The sequence below is a fragment of the Aliidongia sp. genome (genome assembly GCF_035943795.1).
GTDB lineage: Bacteria > Pseudomonadota > Alphaproteobacteria > ATCC43930 > CGMCC-115725 > Aliidongia.
Genome location: NZ_DASZBY010000105.1, coordinates 1 through 15,412, shown reverse-complemented (window position 1 = coordinate 15,412; position 15,412 = coordinate 1). Strand labels below are relative to the sequence as shown.

Sequence of the window (15,412 nt, the reverse complement as noted above, 5' to 3'; positions counted from 1 at the left end):
CGCCGGCTCCGGGGCCAAGATCAGGTGTCGTGCCGTCTGGGGGCGGGCGCTCGAGGCCACTGCAGCCAACAGCCTAGAGAGGCTGCACCCAAAAGGCTAAGACCTCGTTGATAAGCGAACGATCTTGCAATGCATTATATTCCGTATGATGTGCGGATTTTCCGCCCTTGGCGCGGACACACCGCAGACCAATCTCTGTCGGACCGGTGCAGCTGTCGCTATAACCGGCTGAAACGACGCGCAAATGGGAGCACCAGTCCGATGATCGCCAATATCACCTTACCGCGACAAATGGTCATCGGCGGCGGCGCGCTCAAGGAACTCCCGGGCCTGCTGGGCCGGGTCGGTATTACCAAGCCGCTGATCGTGACCGACCCGTTCATGCGCGACTCCGGCCGGCTCGCCGGCGTGACCGACCTGCTCGATGCGGCCGGCATCGCCTGGGGCGTGTTCGCCGACACGGTACCGGATCCGACGACCGAGGTGATCGAGATCGGCGCCCGGCAGATCGTAGACGGCGACTATGACGGCCTGGTGGCGCTGGGCGGCGGCAGCCCGATCGACACGGCCAAGGCCATGGCGATCCTGGCGGCCAATGGCGGCAAGATGCGCGACTATAAGGTGCCGGCGCCGATTCCGGTCATGGGCCTGCCGCTGGTCGCGATCCCGACGACCGCGGGCACCGGGTCGGAGGTCACGCGCTTCACGGTCATCACCGATACGGAAACCGATGAGAAGATGTTGATCGCCGGCATCTCCGCCACCGCCGTCGCGACCATCATCGATTATGAATTAACGCTCAGCATGCCGTTGCGCCTGACGGCCGATACGGGCATCGACGCGCTGACCCACGCGATCGAGGCCTATGTCAGCAAGCGCGCGAACCTGTTCAGCGATTCGATGGCGCTGTCGGCCATGAAGCTGATCTGGGCCCACCTGCCGATCGTGTGTGCCGAGCCCGGCAACCACGCCGCGCGCGAGGCGATGATGCTGGGCGCCACCCAGGCCGGCATGGCATTCTCGAACGCGTCGGTGGCACTCGTCCATGGCATGAGCCGGCCGATCGGCGCGTTCTTCCATGTGCCGCACGGCCTGTCCAACGCCATGTTGCTGCCCGAGATCACGGCGTTCTCGGCGCCGGCCGCCATGCCGCGCTATGCCCAATGCGCCCATGCCATGGGCCTGTCGGACCCGGCCGAGGGCGATCAGGCCGCCGTCGCCCGGCTGATCGATGCGCTGCGCCAGATCAACCGGGACCTGTCCGTGCCGTCGCCCGAGCGCTACGGCATAGACCGCAAGCGCTACCACGACCTGGCGCCGACCATGGCGCAGCAGGCGCTCGCTTCCGGCTCGCCCGGCAACAACCCGCGCGTGCCGACCATCGAGGAAATGGTGGCGCTCTACGAGCGCTGCTACGCGTAGCTCAGTCGAGCGCGATCAGGATGTCCGTGCCCTCGACGCGCAAGGCATAGACTTTCAAATCCTGCGTGACCGGCGCACCCAGCGCTTTGCCGGTCGTGATGTCGAAGCGACCGGCATGGAGCGGGCATTCGATCGTGCACTCGTCGAGGAAACCGTCGGTCAGCAGCGCATAGGCGTGGGTGCAGACATTGGCGGTGGCGTGGAACACACCGCCGACATGATAGATGGCGATGTGTCGCCCCTCGATTTCGACGGCGATCATGTCGTCTTCGTCGATGGCATTGGTCGTCGCGACCTTTATCCAGCGGGCGGTCATGGTCGGGCGCCGGAACGGCGGCAGGATTGGGCGGGAGATACGATCACGACGGGCGGACCCTCAGTCTGGGAAGGATGACGAGGCACCAGCCTAACCGCTGCCCCGCGCGCGTCAACGAGGTATGAGCCGGGACCTCATCCGGCAGCAATCGCGATCTCGTCTGATGATATCCGCAAGTTCACGGTCGAGCAGGTCGGGGCGGCGACTTTAAAACGCGAGGCTCGCGCCCGAAATTACCGCTTCACTCCGCCGCGACGCCGAGTATAACGAAAGAAAATACAGTATGAGGCGTCCCTTGTCGTCCTTCGATCTTCAACGCTATCTGCCCTACCTGCTCAATCGCGCGGCGATTCGCATCACCGAGGCTTTCCAGCGCGAGCTGCGCAAGGACGATCTGACGGTGGTGATGTGGCGCGTGCTGGCGGTGCTGTGGCATGACGGCGCGATGCGGCTCGGCGCATTGGCCGAGGCGACCAGCATCGAGGTCTCGACCTTGTCCCGGCTGGTCACCAGCATGCAGGGACGCTCGCTGGTCAGCCGGACGCGTTGTACCGAGGATGCCCGGGCGGTCGAGGTCGATCTGACCGCGGAAGGGCGGGAAATTGCCGCCCGGATCGTGCCATTGGCGCTCGACTACGAGACGACGGCCATTGCCGGCATGTCGGGCGAGGACGGGGATGCGTTGCGGCAACTGCTGATCCGGCTCTACGATAATCTATCCGGCCTGCCGCTGCCGCCGGACGCGGCAGAGTAGGTCCCGGGCGTATCGGAACGCCCGGAAGCAGTGAAAGGTCATGGTCGGTCGATGCGCCAGGAGCGCCTGAAACCCTTCGTCATATGGCTGGCCGAGCTGCACGGCTCGGGTGCGGACATCGATGCCCTGCATCAGTCCTTGTGCCGGGAACTGGTCAAGCTCGGCTATGGCATCTGGCGGTCCGGCCTGTTGCTGGAAACGCTGGATCCGGAATTCAGCGGCGGCCGCACCATCTGGTCGCGTGACGGCGAGGAGGAACTGCAGGTCACGCTCAACCCGCATTCCAAGGATCTGAGCGAGACTTACGCGCGCAGCCCACTCAAGATCATCGACGAGACCGGCCGCACGCTCAGGGCCCGGCTGGATGCGCCGATCCTGGCGTTGCCGCTGTTCGAGGAATTGCGGGCCGAAGGAGCGACGGATTATATGATCGTGCCGCTGGCCTTTGCGGAACGGCGGCGTAGCGCGGGGCTCAGCTTCACGACCGACGCGCCCGGCGGCTTCACGGACGAAGACGTGAACGAGCTGGAAATCATATCGAAGCTGATCAGCGCCACGTTCGAAGTGCGCCTGCTGCGCCATATCGCGATCAACCTGCTCGAGACGTATGTCGGCCCCCAGGCCGGCGCCAGCATCCTCGACGGTTCGGTCAAGCGCGGCGACGGCGGCCGCATGCGGGCGGTCATCTGGTATTCGGACCTGCGCAATTTCACGCGCCTGACCGAAACCATGGAGACGAGCGAGCTGCTCGATCTGCTCAATGAATATTTCGATATTTTCGGCACGGCGGCGACCAAGCGTGGCGGCGAGGTGGTCCAGCACATCGGCGACGCCATCATGATCTATTTCACGGTGCGCGACGATTCGACCGACGGCATGGTCACGGCCGGCGTGATCGAAGCCGCCGAGGAAGCGCTGGCCGGATTGGATGCGGCGAACGAGGCGCGGCGCGCGCGCGGGGCCGTCGAGATCAAGTGCGGCATCGGCCTCGACATCGGCGAGGTGACCCATGGCAACGTCGGTTCGGTGCGCCGCTTGTCGTTCAACGTGGTCGGCCCGGCGGTCAATCGCGCGTCCCGCATCGAGACTTTGACGAAGGCGCTCGGCACCCCGTTGCTGATGTCGGCGGATTTTGCCCGCACCACCGGCCGCCCCTGGCTCAGCGCCGGTTGGCACGCGCTGAAAGGCGTGCCCGATCCGGTCGAGATCGCGCGGCTGCCCGACCCGGCCCGCGCTGCGAAGGAGCGGGTCGACGAAGATCGGCGGCCGGAGCCGCTGCGGGCGGATCCACTACGAAGCTGAAGTCGATACCGAGACGGTTTCGCTGTGCGTCGACAGAACCGAATGCCCCGCTTCCCAGGGGAAGCGAGGCAATTCGATCGATCGTTCAGGCCGCCTGCGGCAGCTTGTCGAGGAAACCGATCACCCTGGCGATGCGACCGCCGTCCAGGATGACGACATCGCTGCCCTCGATCGGCGCTTCCGCCCCGACGGGACCGAGCGACCAGGCGAAGCGGACATGGTCGCCGTAGCCGTCGGCCGGACGGATCAGCGTGAAGCGGAAGCCGGGGAAGCGTTGCTGAACGGCGCCGATCATCGAACCGATCTCGGCGCGGCCGGCGGCCCGGCCCATCGGATCGATATAGAGTGCATCGTCGGCCCAGGTTTCTCCCAGCAAGGCCGCGCGGCGGTCGGCGTCGGTCTCGTTCCAGGCTGCGATGTAGCGGTGGGCGATCTGCTGTGCGTCGGACATTTCAATCTCCATGATCGAGGTTGTCTGGCCGTTCCAGACAAGCCTCATTTTGGCGATCGCCGACGCAGGGTCGATTACGCGGGGGGTAATGCGCCCGATGCCTTGAGCCCGGCCAGCCGGTCGAGATGCTGGCGGATATGGGCCGCCTCGGCCGGCGTGTGGGCGAGCGCGATGGCCTGGTCGAAGCACGCGTGGGCCTCCTCGACCCGGCCCAACTGGTCGAGCAGGGCGCCCTTGAGGCCGAAGAAGTAGAAATAGCCGCCGAGCCGATCCGCCAGGGGTTCGATCAGCGCCAGTGCCGCCTCCGGACCGCGGGTCTTCGAGACCGCGACAGCCCGGTTCAACGTCACTACGGGTGAGGGCTGCAACCGCTCGAGGGTCGCGTAGAGCAGGTCGATCTGCGCCCAGTCCGTCTCCTGCGCCGTGGTGGCCCGGGCGTGGAGTGCCGCCACTGCGGCCTGGACCTGATAGGGGCCTGGTCGCCGATGACGCAGGGCTTTTTCGACCAGCGCCAGGCCCTCGGTGATCATGCGGCCGTTCCACAAGGACCGATCCTGGTCTTCGAGGAGCACGATGGCGCCGTCGGCACCGAACCGGGCCGGCGTGCGGGCGTGCTGCAGCAGCATCAGCGCGGTAAGGCCCATGATCTCGGGCTCGGTCTGGAACAGGCGCAGCAGCAGGCGGCCGAGCCGGATCGCCTCCTCGCACAGCGGGATGCGATGGTTCTCGGCCCCGCCCCCGCTGGAATAGCCTTCGTTGAACACGAGATAGACCATTGCGGTGACGATGCCGAGCCGCTCGGCGCGCTCGACCGGGCCCGGCGGCTCGAACGGCACGCCGGCATCGGCGATGCGCGCCTTGGCCCGGGTGATCCGCTGTTCCATGGCGCTCTCGCCGACCAGGAAGGCGCGGGCGATCTGCTTGACCGACAGGCCGGAGACGATGCGCAGGGCGAGCGCGATCTGCTGGGTCGCCGGCAGGTCGGGATGACAGCAGATGAACAGTAGCCGCAGCACGTCGTCGCGATAGTCGGCGCCGTCCATCCGTTCGGCGATGGCGCCTTCGGCATCTTCCAGGTCCGAGATCAGCTCTTCGGCCGGCAAGGGGGCATGGCGGGACTGCCGGCGGGCATGGTCGATCGCGGCATTGCGGCCGACCATGATCAGCCAGGCAGTCGGGTCGCGCGGCGGCCCCTTCTCCGGCCAGTTGCGCAATGCGCGCAAGCAGGCGTCTTGGAACGCCTCCTCCGCGGTATCGAGGTCGCGGAACCAGCGCAGCAGGGCGCCCACGGCCTGGGGACGGGCCGAGACCAGCGCCGCTTCGATCCAGGCGAGATCGCTCATGGCAGACCAGGTCCGGGCCTGAACAAGCCCAGCGGCCGCAGTTCGTAAGCGCCTTCGGACTGGTTGGCGCGGGCCAGTTCCTTGGCGGTCTCGACCGCTTCCTCGAGGTCGGCGCATTCGACGATGAAGAAGCCCAGCAACTGCTCCTTGGTCTCGGCGAATGGTCCGTCGATCACCAGCGGCTGCCCGCTCTTGCGTACGGTCGTGGCCGCCGTCGTCGGCAGCAGGCGGGCCACCGGGCCGAGGCGGCCGGCCTTGGCGAGCTTGTCCTGGACGACGCCCAGGGCGTCCATCACGCTCGCTTCCTTTTCCTTCGACCAGGCACTGACGACGTCTTCGCAATCGTAGCACAGGATGGCGTACAGCATACGGGCGGACTCCTCTTCTGATCCTAGGACGAAGAGTGATGCCCGATCCCGACAGCGGTCGACAAATAAACTTTTGAAAGTGCCTTCGTCAGGCAGTCGCCCGCGCTGCGCGGTCGATCGCGATCGAGAGGCGGGCCAGTGCCGTGTCCAGGTCGGGCATCGACAGCAGGCCGAACCCGAGGCGGAACACACCCGCTTCGGCGCCGAACCAGGCGCCGTCGGCCAGCCGCACACCCTCGCTCGCCAGCGCTTCCTGGAACCGGGCGAGGGCGGCGGCATCGGACAGCGACGGCTTCAGGCGGATGCAGCAGAGCGCCCCGGCGTCGGGCCGGACCCACTCGACGAAGCGGGCGTGCCGTTCGATCCAGGCTGCCGTCCGGGTCAGGCCGTCTGCAAGGCGCTGGCGTCGGTCGCTGATGATTTGTTCGCTCCGGCCGAGCAGCATCTTCGCCAGCGCCTCGTCGACCGGCGAACAGCAGATGACCGTGTTGAACTTGCCGAGTATCAATTGCTCGCGTAGCGCCGGGTCGCGCGTGATCGCCCAGCCGAGTCGCAGCCCGGGGCCGCCGTGGGCCTTGGAAAGCGAGGCGGTGGAGATGATCTTCGGGCTGAGCGCCGCCATGCCGGGCGCCACCGGATCCTGCCCGTAGGCGGCCTCGCGGTAGGTTTCGTCGACCAGCAGATGGGCCTCCGGACAGGTGGCAGACATCAGATCGAGAAGGGCGCGGATCGTCTCGACCGGCACGGCGACGCCCGACGGGTTTTGCGGGGAGGCGAGGCTGACCAGCCTGGTCTTCGCCGACAGCAGCCGGCCGACCTCGGCCGGGTCGAGCCGATAGCCGGCGTCGAACGAGAGCGGCACGCTGCGCACTTCGGCACCGACCGCGTCCAGGACGTTGCGCGCCTGGGGGAACAGCGGCGCGGTCGTCACCGCCTCGTCGCCCGGGCCGCACAGCACGAAGGCCGTCAGGAACAAGGCATGGGCCCCACCGACCGTGATGACCACGTCCTCGGCGCCGACGCCATGGCCGTCGGCGATGATCTGGCGCAGCTGGAGATCCCCAGCCGCCGACCCGTAGGCGAGCGGCAGGTCGTCGAGACGCTGGCCGTCCAGCAGGTCGCCCAGACGCAGGTTCGGGCCGTAGCTTTCCGCCAGGTCGTAACGCGGGTTGGCCTCGGTCAGAGACATGATGTCGTTCTTCGGAAATCTCGCCATGGCATCGCTCCCGCGCGTTTCGATCGATGGCTCCGTTTTAATCCTCGTCCGCGGAGGATAACAGATACAGAGAACTTGAATGTGGGCCAGAACAGTTATTGCCCGAACCGGACGCTTGTGCTGGTATCGGCGGGATGTCGGAACTCTATCGATACGAAGAGCTGGCCGGGCGTATCACCGCGCTGATCGACGCCGGGACGTTGCGGCCGGGCGCTCGCGCGCCGTCGTTGCGCGAGGCCGGCCGGCAATGGCGCGTCAGCCTGTCGACGGCGCTGCAGGCCTATCGCCTGCTCGAGGATCGCGGCGTGCTGGAGGCCCGGCCCAAATCGGGTTTCTATGTCGCGCGCGGCGGGGCGATCGGGCTGGCGGCGCCGGCGATTTCCCAGCCGCCGGGCGCTGCCACCAGCGTCAGCGTTTCGGCCGTCGTCCAAAGGCTGCTGCACCATGCGTCCGATCCGAACCTCGTCCCGCTCGGCTGTGCCATCCCGAGCGCCGAGCTGCTGGCCGCGGGCAAGCTCGACCGGTGCCTCGCCCGGGCCGCCAGGACCAAGGGCACCCGGTACAACATCTATACGGAGGCAAGGGGCGACGAGCGGCTGCGCCAGGAGATCGCCCGGCGTGCCTTGCGCTGGGGCCAGGCCCTGGCGCCCGAAGACATCGCCGTCACCTGCGGCTGCACCGAGGCGCTGCTGCTGGCGCTGAAGGCGGTATCCCGGCCGGGTGACACGATTGCGATCGAATCGCCGACCTATTTCGGCTTCCTCCAGGCGATCGAGGCGCTGGACCTGAAGGCGCTGGAACTGCCGACGGATGCCGCGAGCGGCGTCGACCTGGAAGCGCTGCGGGCGGCGCTCGAGGCCGGCTCGATCACGGCCTGCCTGTTCTCGTCCAGCGTCGGCAATCCGCTGGGCGGCACCATGCCGGACGATCGGAAGGGCGCGGTCCTGGACCTGCTGGCCCGGCATGGTGTGCCGCTGATCGAGGATGACTTATACGGCGACCTGTCGTTTGCCGAAGATCGGCCGAGGCCATTCATGGCGCTCAGACCCGCTGCCGACGTGCTCTATTGCAGCTCGTTCTCCAAGACCGTCTCGCCCGGCTACCGCATCGGCTGGATCGTGCCGGGCCGTCATATGGCGAAGGTGCTGGAAACCAAATTCTCGGTCACCCTGTGCGGCCCGGCCCTGCTGCAGGCGGCGCTGGCCGATTTCCTGATCTCGGGCGGCTACGACAGCCACCTGCGCCGCATGCGGCGTGTGTTCGCCGGCAACATCGACCAGATGATCCGCACGATCGAAAAGGTATTCCCCGCCGGCACGCGGGTGACCCGTCCGGCCGGCGGGTTCGTGCTATGGCTGGAGCTGCCGGCGGGGATCCGGAGCCGGAAGCTGTTCGGCCAGGCCCTGGAGCAGGGCATCTGCTTCGCACCAGGCGACGCCTTCTCGGCGAGCGACCGCTACGGCCATTGCCTGCGCCTTAGCGGCGGCTATGCCTGGAGCGACCGCATCGAGGCCGGCCTGAACGCTCTCGGCGAAATGGCGAGCGCCGCCCTGGGTTCCTAAAGCCCGCTTTCCAGGGCCGAGTTCGACAACAGGCGGGTCTTGAAGCCGCCTTCGTCCATCTTGGCCATGATCTCGCGCACATGGATCATGTCGCGGGTCTCCACCACCACGTCGAGGTCGGCCAGCTTGACCGGCACATCGTGGAACAGGCGCTGGTGGAAGATCTCGACGATGTTGCCACCGGCCTCGCCGATGATGCGGGCGACCTTGGCGAGCGTGCCGGGCGAATCCGTGATCTCGGCGCGCAGCCGCACCAGGCGCCCGCTCCTGACCATGCCGCGCATCAGGATCGAGGCCAGGATGCGGGCGTCGATGTTGCCGCCGCACAGTACGACGCCGACCTTCCGGCCCCGGTAGCGCTCGGGATCGAGCAGCAGGGCCGCGACGCCCGCGGCACCAGCGCCCTCGGCCACCAGCTTCTGCTGGCTCAGCAGCATCTCGATCGCGCGCTCGATCGGGTCTTCGCCGACCAGCACGATTTCGTCGACATACTGGCGTACGATCGCTTCGGTCAGCTTGCCAGGATCCTTGACCGCGATGCCCTCGGCCACGGTCTGGCCGGGCGTGGGTGCCACCAGGCCCTGCAACGCATGGTGCATCGAGGGGAAGCTCTCGGTCTGCACGCCGACGATCTTGATCGACGGCTTCAGCGCCTTGGCCGCGATCGCGACGCCGCCGATCATGCCGCCGCCGCCGATCGGCACGACCAGGACGTCCAGATCGGGGTGGTCGGCCAGCATCTCGAGCCCGATGGTGCCCTGGCCGGCGATGATGCGGCGGTCGTCGTAGGGATGGACGAACACCAGCTGGTCGGCCGCCGCGATCTCGAATGCCGCCTTGCGCGCCTCGCTCAGGCTGTCGCCGCGCAGCACGACGCGCGCGCCATAGCCGGCGGTGCGCTCGATCTTGGTGAAGGGCGTGCCTTGCGGCATGACGATGGTCGCAGGAATGCCCAGCCGCTGGGCGTGATATGCCACGCCCTGGGCATGGTTGCCGGCCGACATGGCGATGACGCCGCGCCGCCGCTCGTCGGCATCCAGGCTCGAGAGCTTGTAGAACGCACCGCGCTCCTTGAACGAGCCGGTGCGCTGCAGGGTTTCGAGCTTCAGGATGATGTCGAGCCCGAGTGTGGCGCCCAGCGCCAGGGCCGGCACGCTGGGGGTGCGGGCGACCGCGCCGCGGATGACCTCCGCGGCATCGCGGATATCCGCCAGGGTGGGCAGGGTCGCGTCGGTGTCCAGGCTCGGGGTCGTCATGATTTCGCGGGCACCAGGGTCAGGGTTTCGCCCGTGGGATCGTGCGGCAGCCGAAGCCAGTCGAACGCGCGCCAGCGGGGCAGGAGATCGGCGTAATGGGCCGACAGGACATGCGCCGACTGGCCCAGCGCCGTCAAGAACACCGAATTGTCGAGGTCGCTCAGATCGTAGATCGCGCGCAGCGCCGGGCCATGGATGTCGGTATAGGGGCCGTCGGGATTGCTGAAATTGAACGCCCCGGCCTCGACCGTGTCGGCGCTGCCGTCAGCCGGCACCCGGCGGTCGAAGATCTGCCGCAGGACCGGCAGTCGATGGAAGATCGGATGGGCGAACAAGGCCGGATGCGCCGTGCCCCAGCGCCAGCCGGCCATGTCGGTGCCATAGGCCTGGGTCAGCTCGTCGAGCGCGTCCTTCAGCGACGTCTGCAGCGCCGCGGCGCAGCCGCCCAGGCCGCACCATTGCGGATGCTGGGTCAGCACGCCCTCGGTCGCGAGCGGGCGCATCGACCAGTAGCGGTCGAACAGGGGCCCGAGCGTCGGCTGGTACAGGTGCTTGTTGAGCGCCTTCAGCCACGCGATGAAGACCAGCGGCTCCGGCCGGTCGGCCAGCATCCTGGCATCCCAATGGGACAGCAGGGTCATGGCCGCCTGCTGGCGCGCGTCGGCCGGTGGGGCGGCCAGCATCAGCGGCAGCAGGTGCTTTGCCGTCAGCGAGACCGTGTCGGCCTGGATCGCGGCCGAGCTGGCGATCGACTGGCGTGGCGTCTCGGCCAGCCCGGCCTCGATCCGCTCGACCCGATAGGGCAGGTCCCAGTCGTGAGTCAACAGGTGCGGATAATCGTCGGGCACGATCTTGTTGTTGGCAGTGGCGATATGGCCCGACGCCGGGTTGAACGCCTGGGGCAGTTCCTCGAACGGCACCCAGCCGGCCCAATCATACTCGCCGCTCCAGCCGGGCACAGGCACGGTACCGTCGCCCTGCTTGCGGATCGGGATCTGGCCGGGCGCGAAGAACCCGATGTTCCCGTCGTGATCGGCATAGACCATGTTCTGCATGGGCGCGGTGAACAGGCGCAACGCCTCGATCCAGCTGGGCCAGCCGCGCGCCTGGCCGACGCGCCATTGCGCCTCGCTCGACCGGTCGTCGTCGATGAGGAAACTCGTCTGCAGCGCCAGCACCGTTCCCGCCTCGGGCTCGCTCAGCGGATTATCGGCCAAGTCGGAGATGACCGGCCCGTGCCGCGTGCCGCGCACGGTCAGCACGACCGGCGCGCGGCCCTTCACCGGGATCTGCTCCTGGACCGTCTCGAACGGCGCCGAGCCGTCGGGGGTCAGGTACCGGGTCGGGTCGGCCGGGTCGATCTTCTCGACGAACACGTCTTCCACGTCGGCATTCGTCGTGGTGTAGCCCCAGGCGATCCGGTCGTTATGGCCGAGGATCAGCGCCGGCGCGCCGGCCACGGTGACGCCGGCGAGCGTCACGTCCGGCGCCTCCAGCCGGGCCAGGTACCAGATCAGCGGGGCCGAGTAATCCAGGTGCGGGTCGTTGGCCAGCAGCGGCTTGCCGGTCACGCTATGGGCGCCGTCGACCACCCAGTCGTTGGACGCGCGCCGGGGGCCGACTTCGTCCGGCAGGGCCGCCAGCATACGGTCGAGCGGCAGGTCGCGGGTCAGCGCCGCGAGCTTGCCCAGCGCCACCGGCCCATCCTTCGGATAGTCCGGGAACAGGTCGGCGATCTGGTCGGCCGACAGCGTCTGTGCCAGCTTGGCATGCAGCAGTTCCTGCCGGTAATTGCCGGCGAGTTGCAGGTCGAACAGCTTGCCCACCACCAGGCTGTCGGCCGGTGCCCACGGGTCGGGCCGATAGTTCAGCAGGGTGAATTCGATCGGCAGGCTCTTGCCGCTCGCCAGGAAGTCGTTGATGCCCTGGCCATAGGCGTCGAGCACCGCCTTGAATTCCGGCGACACGAACGGCACCCCGCCGGCGGCATGGCGATAGAGCCCCAGCGTGCGCATGTAGCGGTCGGTGCCGAGCGCATCGGCGCCGAAGATCTCCGACAGGCGGCCTTGCGCGACCCGGCGCTGCAGGTCCATCTGCCACAGCCGGTCCTGGGCATGGACGAAGCCCAGCGCCAGGTACAGATCGTGGCTGCTCAGGGCCTTGATCGTCGGCACGCCCTGGGCGTCGCGCACGACCGAGACCGGATGCTCCAGGCCGGGCAGGTCGAGCGTGCCCTTGGTCTGCGGCAGCGACGCGGCCAGGAACGCCCAGCCGCCGCCGATCGCGACCAGGATCAGCAGCACCAGAACCAGCGACGTGCGTTTCACCCAGCGCATCCGAGACCTCTCCGTCGCGTCATTCCTCCGTTATCGTCACGCCCGGACTTGATCCGGGCCTCCACGCGCTGGCGCCATCGCGTCGGTTTGGAACGACGATGCGCTGCCCGAGGGCGTGGATGGCCGGGTCGAGCCCGGCCATGACGGGGTAGGGACGGTTTCCATGTCCCTACACCAGTCCCAGTTCCGCCAGGATCTTCGCCCGGTCGCCGTCCAGCTCCGGGGCCGCCGCGCGGGTCGTGGGGTCCGGAAAGCCTTCGATCTTCAGCGGGTTGCCGGCGACCTTGATCGGCCCGGTCACCGGGTCGTCGACCGTCACCAGCATGTTGCGGGCGGCGACCTGAGGGTGCTGCAGCGCGCGGTCGATGGTGTTGATCGGCCCGCACGGCACGCCGGCCGCCTCCAGCACGGCCACCCAATGGTCCATCGTCCTGGTCCTGAGCACGGATTCCAGCACGACCTTCAGCGCCTCGGCGTTCTGGCTGCGCAGGTCGTTGGTCGTGAAGCGCGGGTCGCCCGGCAGTGCCTCCAGGCCCAGCGCCGCTGCGATCTTGACGAACAGGCTGTCGTTGCCGCCGGCGATGATCAGCAGTCCGTCCAACGTCTGGTACGGCTCGAACGGCGTGATCGAGGGATGGCGTGCGCCCAGCGGCCCCGGCACCTTGCCGGTCGTGTTGTAGCGCACGACCGCGTTCTCCAGCAGCGAGATCTGGCAGTCGAGCATGCCGATGTCGACCTTGCGCGCCTCGCCGGTCATGGCCCGATGATAGAGCGCCGCATTGATCGCGACCGCGGTATAGAGCCCGGCACCCAGGTCGCCGACCGACACGCCGACCCGCGCCGGCGGCTGGCCCGGATGGCCGTTGATCGACATGATGCCGCCCAGGCCCTGCACCACCATGTCGTAGGCCGGATGCTGGGAATAGGGGCCGCTATGGCCGAAGCCCGAGGCCGCGGCATAGATCAGCCGCGGATAGAGCGTCTTCAGCCGCTCCCAGCCGAAACCCAGCTTTTCCATGGTGCCCGGCCGGAAATTCTCGACCAGCACGTCGACCTTGCCCAAGAGCGCCTCGAACGTCGCCTTGTCCTCGGGCTTCTTCAGGTCGAGCGCGATCGATTCCTTGCCGCGGTTGACCGACACGAAATAGGCCGACTTGCCGTTGACGAACGGCCCGTAATGCCGGCTGTCGTCACCGGTGCCCGGCGTCTCGATCTTGATGACCCGGGCGCCCATCTCGGCCAGCAGCAGGGTGCAATAGGGACCCGCCAGAATGCGCGAGAGATCGGCGATGACGACGCCGGAAAGGGGACCCGTGACCGACATGACTGCTCCTCATTTCAGCGGCGCCGCGCGGGCGGGGGCCGACGCATGAGGACATAGCGCAGCGGCGTGGGGGGAGCAATGGTAGGGGGTGTAGCTGGCCCGATTGACTACGGCTCCTCTCGTCAGCAAAGCTTGACCGGCCAAATCTTCTGCTGGCAAAGGTGCTTATTTGACGAAGCGTGTGACTACGCCAGCATCCGAAAGTTCTCGGTATGTGGGAAACCAGGTCGGATATGCCGGTCTTTGCCGTAGATGCTCGACAAACGAAGCGGGAAAGCCGCCCGAGAGATAGGCTTTGGATATCAATTCCCTGTTGTCGTCATCCAGCAGTCCTGTGAAACCGAGGCTAGCTGTCCGATAAAACTCTCGTTCACGCCCTCCCATAAAAATCAGCGCGCAACTAGAAATGCACTGCCCTCTTACTGACGTGTTAATGCCGTTGGCGCGAATTTGCTCTTCTATATCCAGAGCGATCGCCGTGCGTCCGCCGCGACTGTTCAATAGGACCGTTCGAACACCGGACGTTTTGGACAAGATGTCACGAAAGACAGTCTCTTGCCCTCGCCCCAGCCATCCATTGATCTCGATGGTGGTTCCATCTTCTGAAACTCGTACACTTCGCGTTCCGGCGCCGGGGTCTCCGGCAAGATATTCCCTCTGGTCCTGCAAGCGCTGATACGGCGGCCACGCAAAATTAAGTCCCAGAAGATATAGGGAAAGAGTGGCGATAAATACTTTTGCGACTTTCGACCAAATACGATCACGCCGCTCTATTCTATCGGCGGAGCGCCAAACGCCGACGATATACCAAACAAACGAAAAAAATAAAACGAACCAATAAATTCGCTTCAGTGAGATTTGGAATCCTTCCGAGAAAAGCGAGACAAATACAATATGTGTTTGAATAAGTCCGATATCCAATAAATTCAGAAATAATAAATTGAGCCATAAGCTCTTTCTTAGCGAAAGTTGTCCTCTCCAATGTTGTATGACCCAACTCTTCGAGGGGTGCTTGTTCGGGTCGAGCCTCTGTAGTGATGAGGCGGAAAGGCCGCTTCGAATCCCCCAAGGTCCTAGTGACTCGGCAATCGGGCGAGGCTCGTCGGAAGGCGGATGTGACAATGGGGAATACCTTCACAAATCGCGGATCGATCTGATAGTTGGAAGCTTTATCTCCGGCTCGGAAGCAGGAGAAATTCGCCAAAATGCATTGGATGGACAGACCTGACTGGAGCGATGTCGGGCTCGGAAGTCAATGCTCAAGCCGCAACCCTGAGGGGAATATATTTTGGAATTCAGTTTGCTCGCATTCTTAGTTGGGAAGAATGCGATTTCTTTGCGTTCGTATCTGGCAAAAATTCGCAAATTAAACTGGAGCCGACACATATGGTCGGCGCAGATCGAGATGCTGCGCCGCTATTGATCGAGCGCCGCGCCAAATCCAGCGATTCGGGCCAGCTGGTGTTCTGGCGTGCGTAGCTCCTACCAGGTGAACCGGAACCCCGCCGTGACGGCATTGCTGCTGGCGCCGCTGGCCAAGTCGCCGTCGTAGTGGAGGTAGATGCTGGTGTTGGCGAACCCCGCCGTCGCCAGCCCGAACCCGACCAGGGCCGAGTCTCCGGGGACCTTGGCGCCGGCGACCTGGAAGCCTGCCGCCGGGGCGCCGACGAAGGCCGCGTTGGTGCCGCGGCCGAGGGGGGCGAACTCATGCGCCCAGCCGACCGTCAGGTCGGTGGTGACGAGCGCGCTGCCCAGCGCCAGA

General features: G+C 66.3%; 15 protein-coding genes. 5 read left to right on the top strand and 10 right to left on the bottom strand.

The annotated features are described in order from the left end of the window. The first annotated feature begins 261 nt into the window (after positions 1-261). Positions 262-1,422, top strand: coding sequence for an iron-containing alcohol dehydrogenase (locus tag VGV37_RS20430; RefSeq protein ID WP_326881599.1), 1,161 nt, complete (start codon positions 262-264; stop codon positions 1,420-1,422). A gap of 1 nt (position 1,423) precedes the next feature. Here VGV37_RS20430 and VGV37_RS20425 read toward each other — a convergent pair whose 3' ends face one another. Beyond that, positions 1,424-1,738, bottom strand: coding sequence for a non-heme iron oxygenase ferredoxin subunit (locus VGV37_RS20425; protein WP_326881598.1), 315 nt, complete (start codon positions 1,736-1,738; stop codon positions 1,424-1,426). A gap of 283 nt (positions 1,739-2,021) precedes the next feature. Between VGV37_RS20425 and VGV37_RS20420 the strand changes: the two genes are divergently transcribed. Together VGV37_RS20420 and VGV37_RS20415 are read left to right on the top strand one after the other, a co-directional pair. Then, on the top strand, positions 2,022-2,492 hold the full coding sequence (locus tag VGV37_RS20420; protein ID WP_326881597.1) for a MarR family winged helix-turn-helix transcriptional regulator: 471 nt from the start codon (positions 2,022-2,024) through the stop codon (positions 2,490-2,492). A 51-nt stretch (positions 2,493-2,543) separates the two neighbouring features. Continuing rightward, on the top strand, positions 2,544-3,794 hold the full coding sequence (locus tag VGV37_RS20415; protein ID WP_326881596.1) for an adenylate/guanylate cyclase domain-containing protein: 1,251 nt from the start codon (positions 2,544-2,546) through the stop codon (positions 3,792-3,794). Positions 3,795-3,879: 85 nt separating this feature from the next. Here VGV37_RS20415 and VGV37_RS20410 read toward each other — a convergent pair whose 3' ends face one another. From VGV37_RS20410 to VGV37_RS20395, 4 genes are all read right to left on the bottom strand, one after another. Further along, a complete protein-coding gene (locus tag VGV37_RS20410) occupies positions 3,880-4,245 on the bottom strand; it encodes a nuclear transport factor 2 family protein (protein ID WP_326881595.1) in 366 nt (121 codons plus the stop codon). A gap of 74 nt (positions 4,246-4,319) precedes the next feature. Next, entirely contained in the window at positions 4,320-5,588 is a 1,269-nt protein-coding gene (locus tag VGV37_RS20405; protein ID WP_326881594.1) for an RNA polymerase sigma factor, read from the bottom strand. After that, a complete protein-coding gene (locus tag VGV37_RS20400) occupies positions 5,585-5,956 on the bottom strand; it encodes a YciI family protein (protein WP_326881593.1) in 372 nt (123 codons plus the stop codon). Before VGV37_RS20400 ends, VGV37_RS20405 begins: the two co-directional genes overlap by 4 nt. Positions 5,957-6,044: 88 nt before the next feature. Next, positions 6,045-7,172: a pyridoxal phosphate-dependent aminotransferase gene (locus tag VGV37_RS20395; protein WP_326881592.1), complete on the bottom strand. Its 1,128-nt coding sequence runs from the start codon at positions 7,170-7,172 to the stop codon at positions 6,045-6,047. 134 nt (positions 7,173-7,306) lie between these two features. Between VGV37_RS20395 and VGV37_RS20390 the strand changes: the two genes are divergently transcribed. Further along, a complete protein-coding gene (locus tag VGV37_RS20390; RefSeq protein WP_326881591.1) occupies positions 7,307-8,734 on the top strand; it encodes a PLP-dependent aminotransferase family protein in 1,428 nt (475 codons plus the stop codon). Here VGV37_RS20390 and VGV37_RS20385 read toward each other — a convergent pair. The 4 genes from VGV37_RS20385 to VGV37_RS20370 all read right to left on the bottom strand — a co-directional run bounded on the left by VGV37_RS20385 (position 8,731) and on the right by VGV37_RS20370 (position 14,571). Further along, positions 8,731-9,990 (bottom strand): threonine ammonia-lyase, encoded by a 1,260-nt coding sequence (locus VGV37_RS20385; RefSeq protein ID WP_326881590.1) that lies wholly within the window; start codon positions 9,988-9,990, stop codon positions 8,731-8,733. The genes VGV37_RS20390 and VGV37_RS20385 overlap by 4 nt on opposite strands. Next, entirely contained in the window at positions 9,987-12,326 is a 2,340-nt protein-coding gene (locus VGV37_RS20380; RefSeq protein ID WP_326881589.1) for a penicillin acylase family protein, read from the bottom strand. Before VGV37_RS20380 ends, VGV37_RS20385 begins: the two co-directional genes overlap by 4 nt. A 169-nt stretch (positions 12,327-12,495) precedes the next feature. Continuing rightward, the gene (locus VGV37_RS20375; RefSeq protein WP_326881588.1) at positions 12,496-13,650 is read right to left on the bottom strand and encodes a CaiB/BaiF CoA-transferase family protein; all 1,155 of its coding nucleotides are present in this window, start codon (positions 13,648-13,650) and stop codon (positions 12,496-12,498) included. Between the two features lie 165 nt (positions 13,651-13,815). Continuing rightward, positions 13,816-14,571, bottom strand: coding sequence for a hypothetical protein (locus tag VGV37_RS20370; protein WP_326881587.1), 756 nt, complete (start codon positions 14,569-14,571; stop codon positions 13,816-13,818). Positions 14,572-14,886: 315 nt separating this feature from the next. Here VGV37_RS20370 and VGV37_RS20365 point away from each other — a divergent pair, with 315 nt between their 5' ends. Beyond that, entirely contained in the window at positions 14,887-15,129 is a 243-nt protein-coding gene (locus VGV37_RS20365) for a hypothetical protein (RefSeq protein WP_326881586.1), read from the top strand. Between the two features lie 3 nt (positions 15,130-15,132). On the opposite strand, the gene VGV37_RS20360 is transcribed toward VGV37_RS20365, so the two are convergent. After that, a partial coding sequence (locus VGV37_RS20360; protein ID WP_326881585.1) for an autotransporter domain-containing protein occupies positions 15,133-15,412 on the bottom strand: 280 nt, incomplete at its 5' end.

Bases quoted from the DNA above. Each gene is read 5' to 3' on its own strand.
- VGV37_RS20430 (WP_326881599.1), top strand. From the start codon at position 262: ATGATCGCCAATATCACCTTACCGCGACAAATGGTCATCGGCGGCGGC.
- VGV37_RS20425 (WP_326881598.1), bottom strand. From the start codon at position 1,738: ATGACCGCCCGCTGGATAAAGGTCGCGACGACCAATGCCATCGACGAA.
- VGV37_RS20420 (WP_326881597.1), top strand. From the start codon at position 2,022: ATGAGGCGTCCCTTGTCGTCCTTCGATCTTCAACGCTATCTGCCCTAC.
- VGV37_RS20415 (WP_326881596.1), top strand. From the start codon at position 2,544: ATGCGCCAGGAGCGCCTGAAACCCTTCGTCATATGGCTGGCCGAGCTG.
- VGV37_RS20410 (WP_326881595.1), bottom strand. From the start codon at position 4,245: ATGTCCGACGCACAGCAGATCGCCCACCGCTACATCGCAGCCTGGAAC.
- VGV37_RS20405 (WP_326881594.1), bottom strand. From the start codon at position 5,588: ATGAGCGATCTCGCCTGGATCGAAGCGGCGCTGGTCTCGGCCCGTCCC.
- VGV37_RS20400 (WP_326881593.1), bottom strand. From the start codon at position 5,956: ATGCTGTACGCCATCCTGTGCTACGATTGCGAAGACGTCGTCAGTGCC.
- VGV37_RS20395 (WP_326881592.1), bottom strand. From the start codon at position 7,172: ATGGCGAGATTTCCGAAGAACGACATCATGTCTCTGACCGAGGCCAAC.
- VGV37_RS20390 (WP_326881591.1), top strand. From the start codon at position 7,307: ATGTCGGAACTCTATCGATACGAAGAGCTGGCCGGGCGTATCACCGCG.
- VGV37_RS20385 (WP_326881590.1), bottom strand. From the start codon at position 9,990: ATGACGACCCCGAGCCTGGACACCGACGCGACCCTGCCCACCCTGGCG.
- VGV37_RS20380 (WP_326881589.1), bottom strand. From the start codon at position 12,326: ATGCGCTGGGTGAAACGCACGTCGCTGGTTCTGGTGCTGCTGATCCTG.
- VGV37_RS20375 (WP_326881588.1), bottom strand. From the start codon at position 13,650: ATGTCGGTCACGGGTCCCCTTTCCGGCGTCGTCATCGCCGATCTCTCG.
- VGV37_RS20365 (WP_326881586.1), top strand. From the start codon at position 14,887: ATGTCGGGCTCGGAAGTCAATGCTCAAGCCGCAACCCTGAGGGGAATA.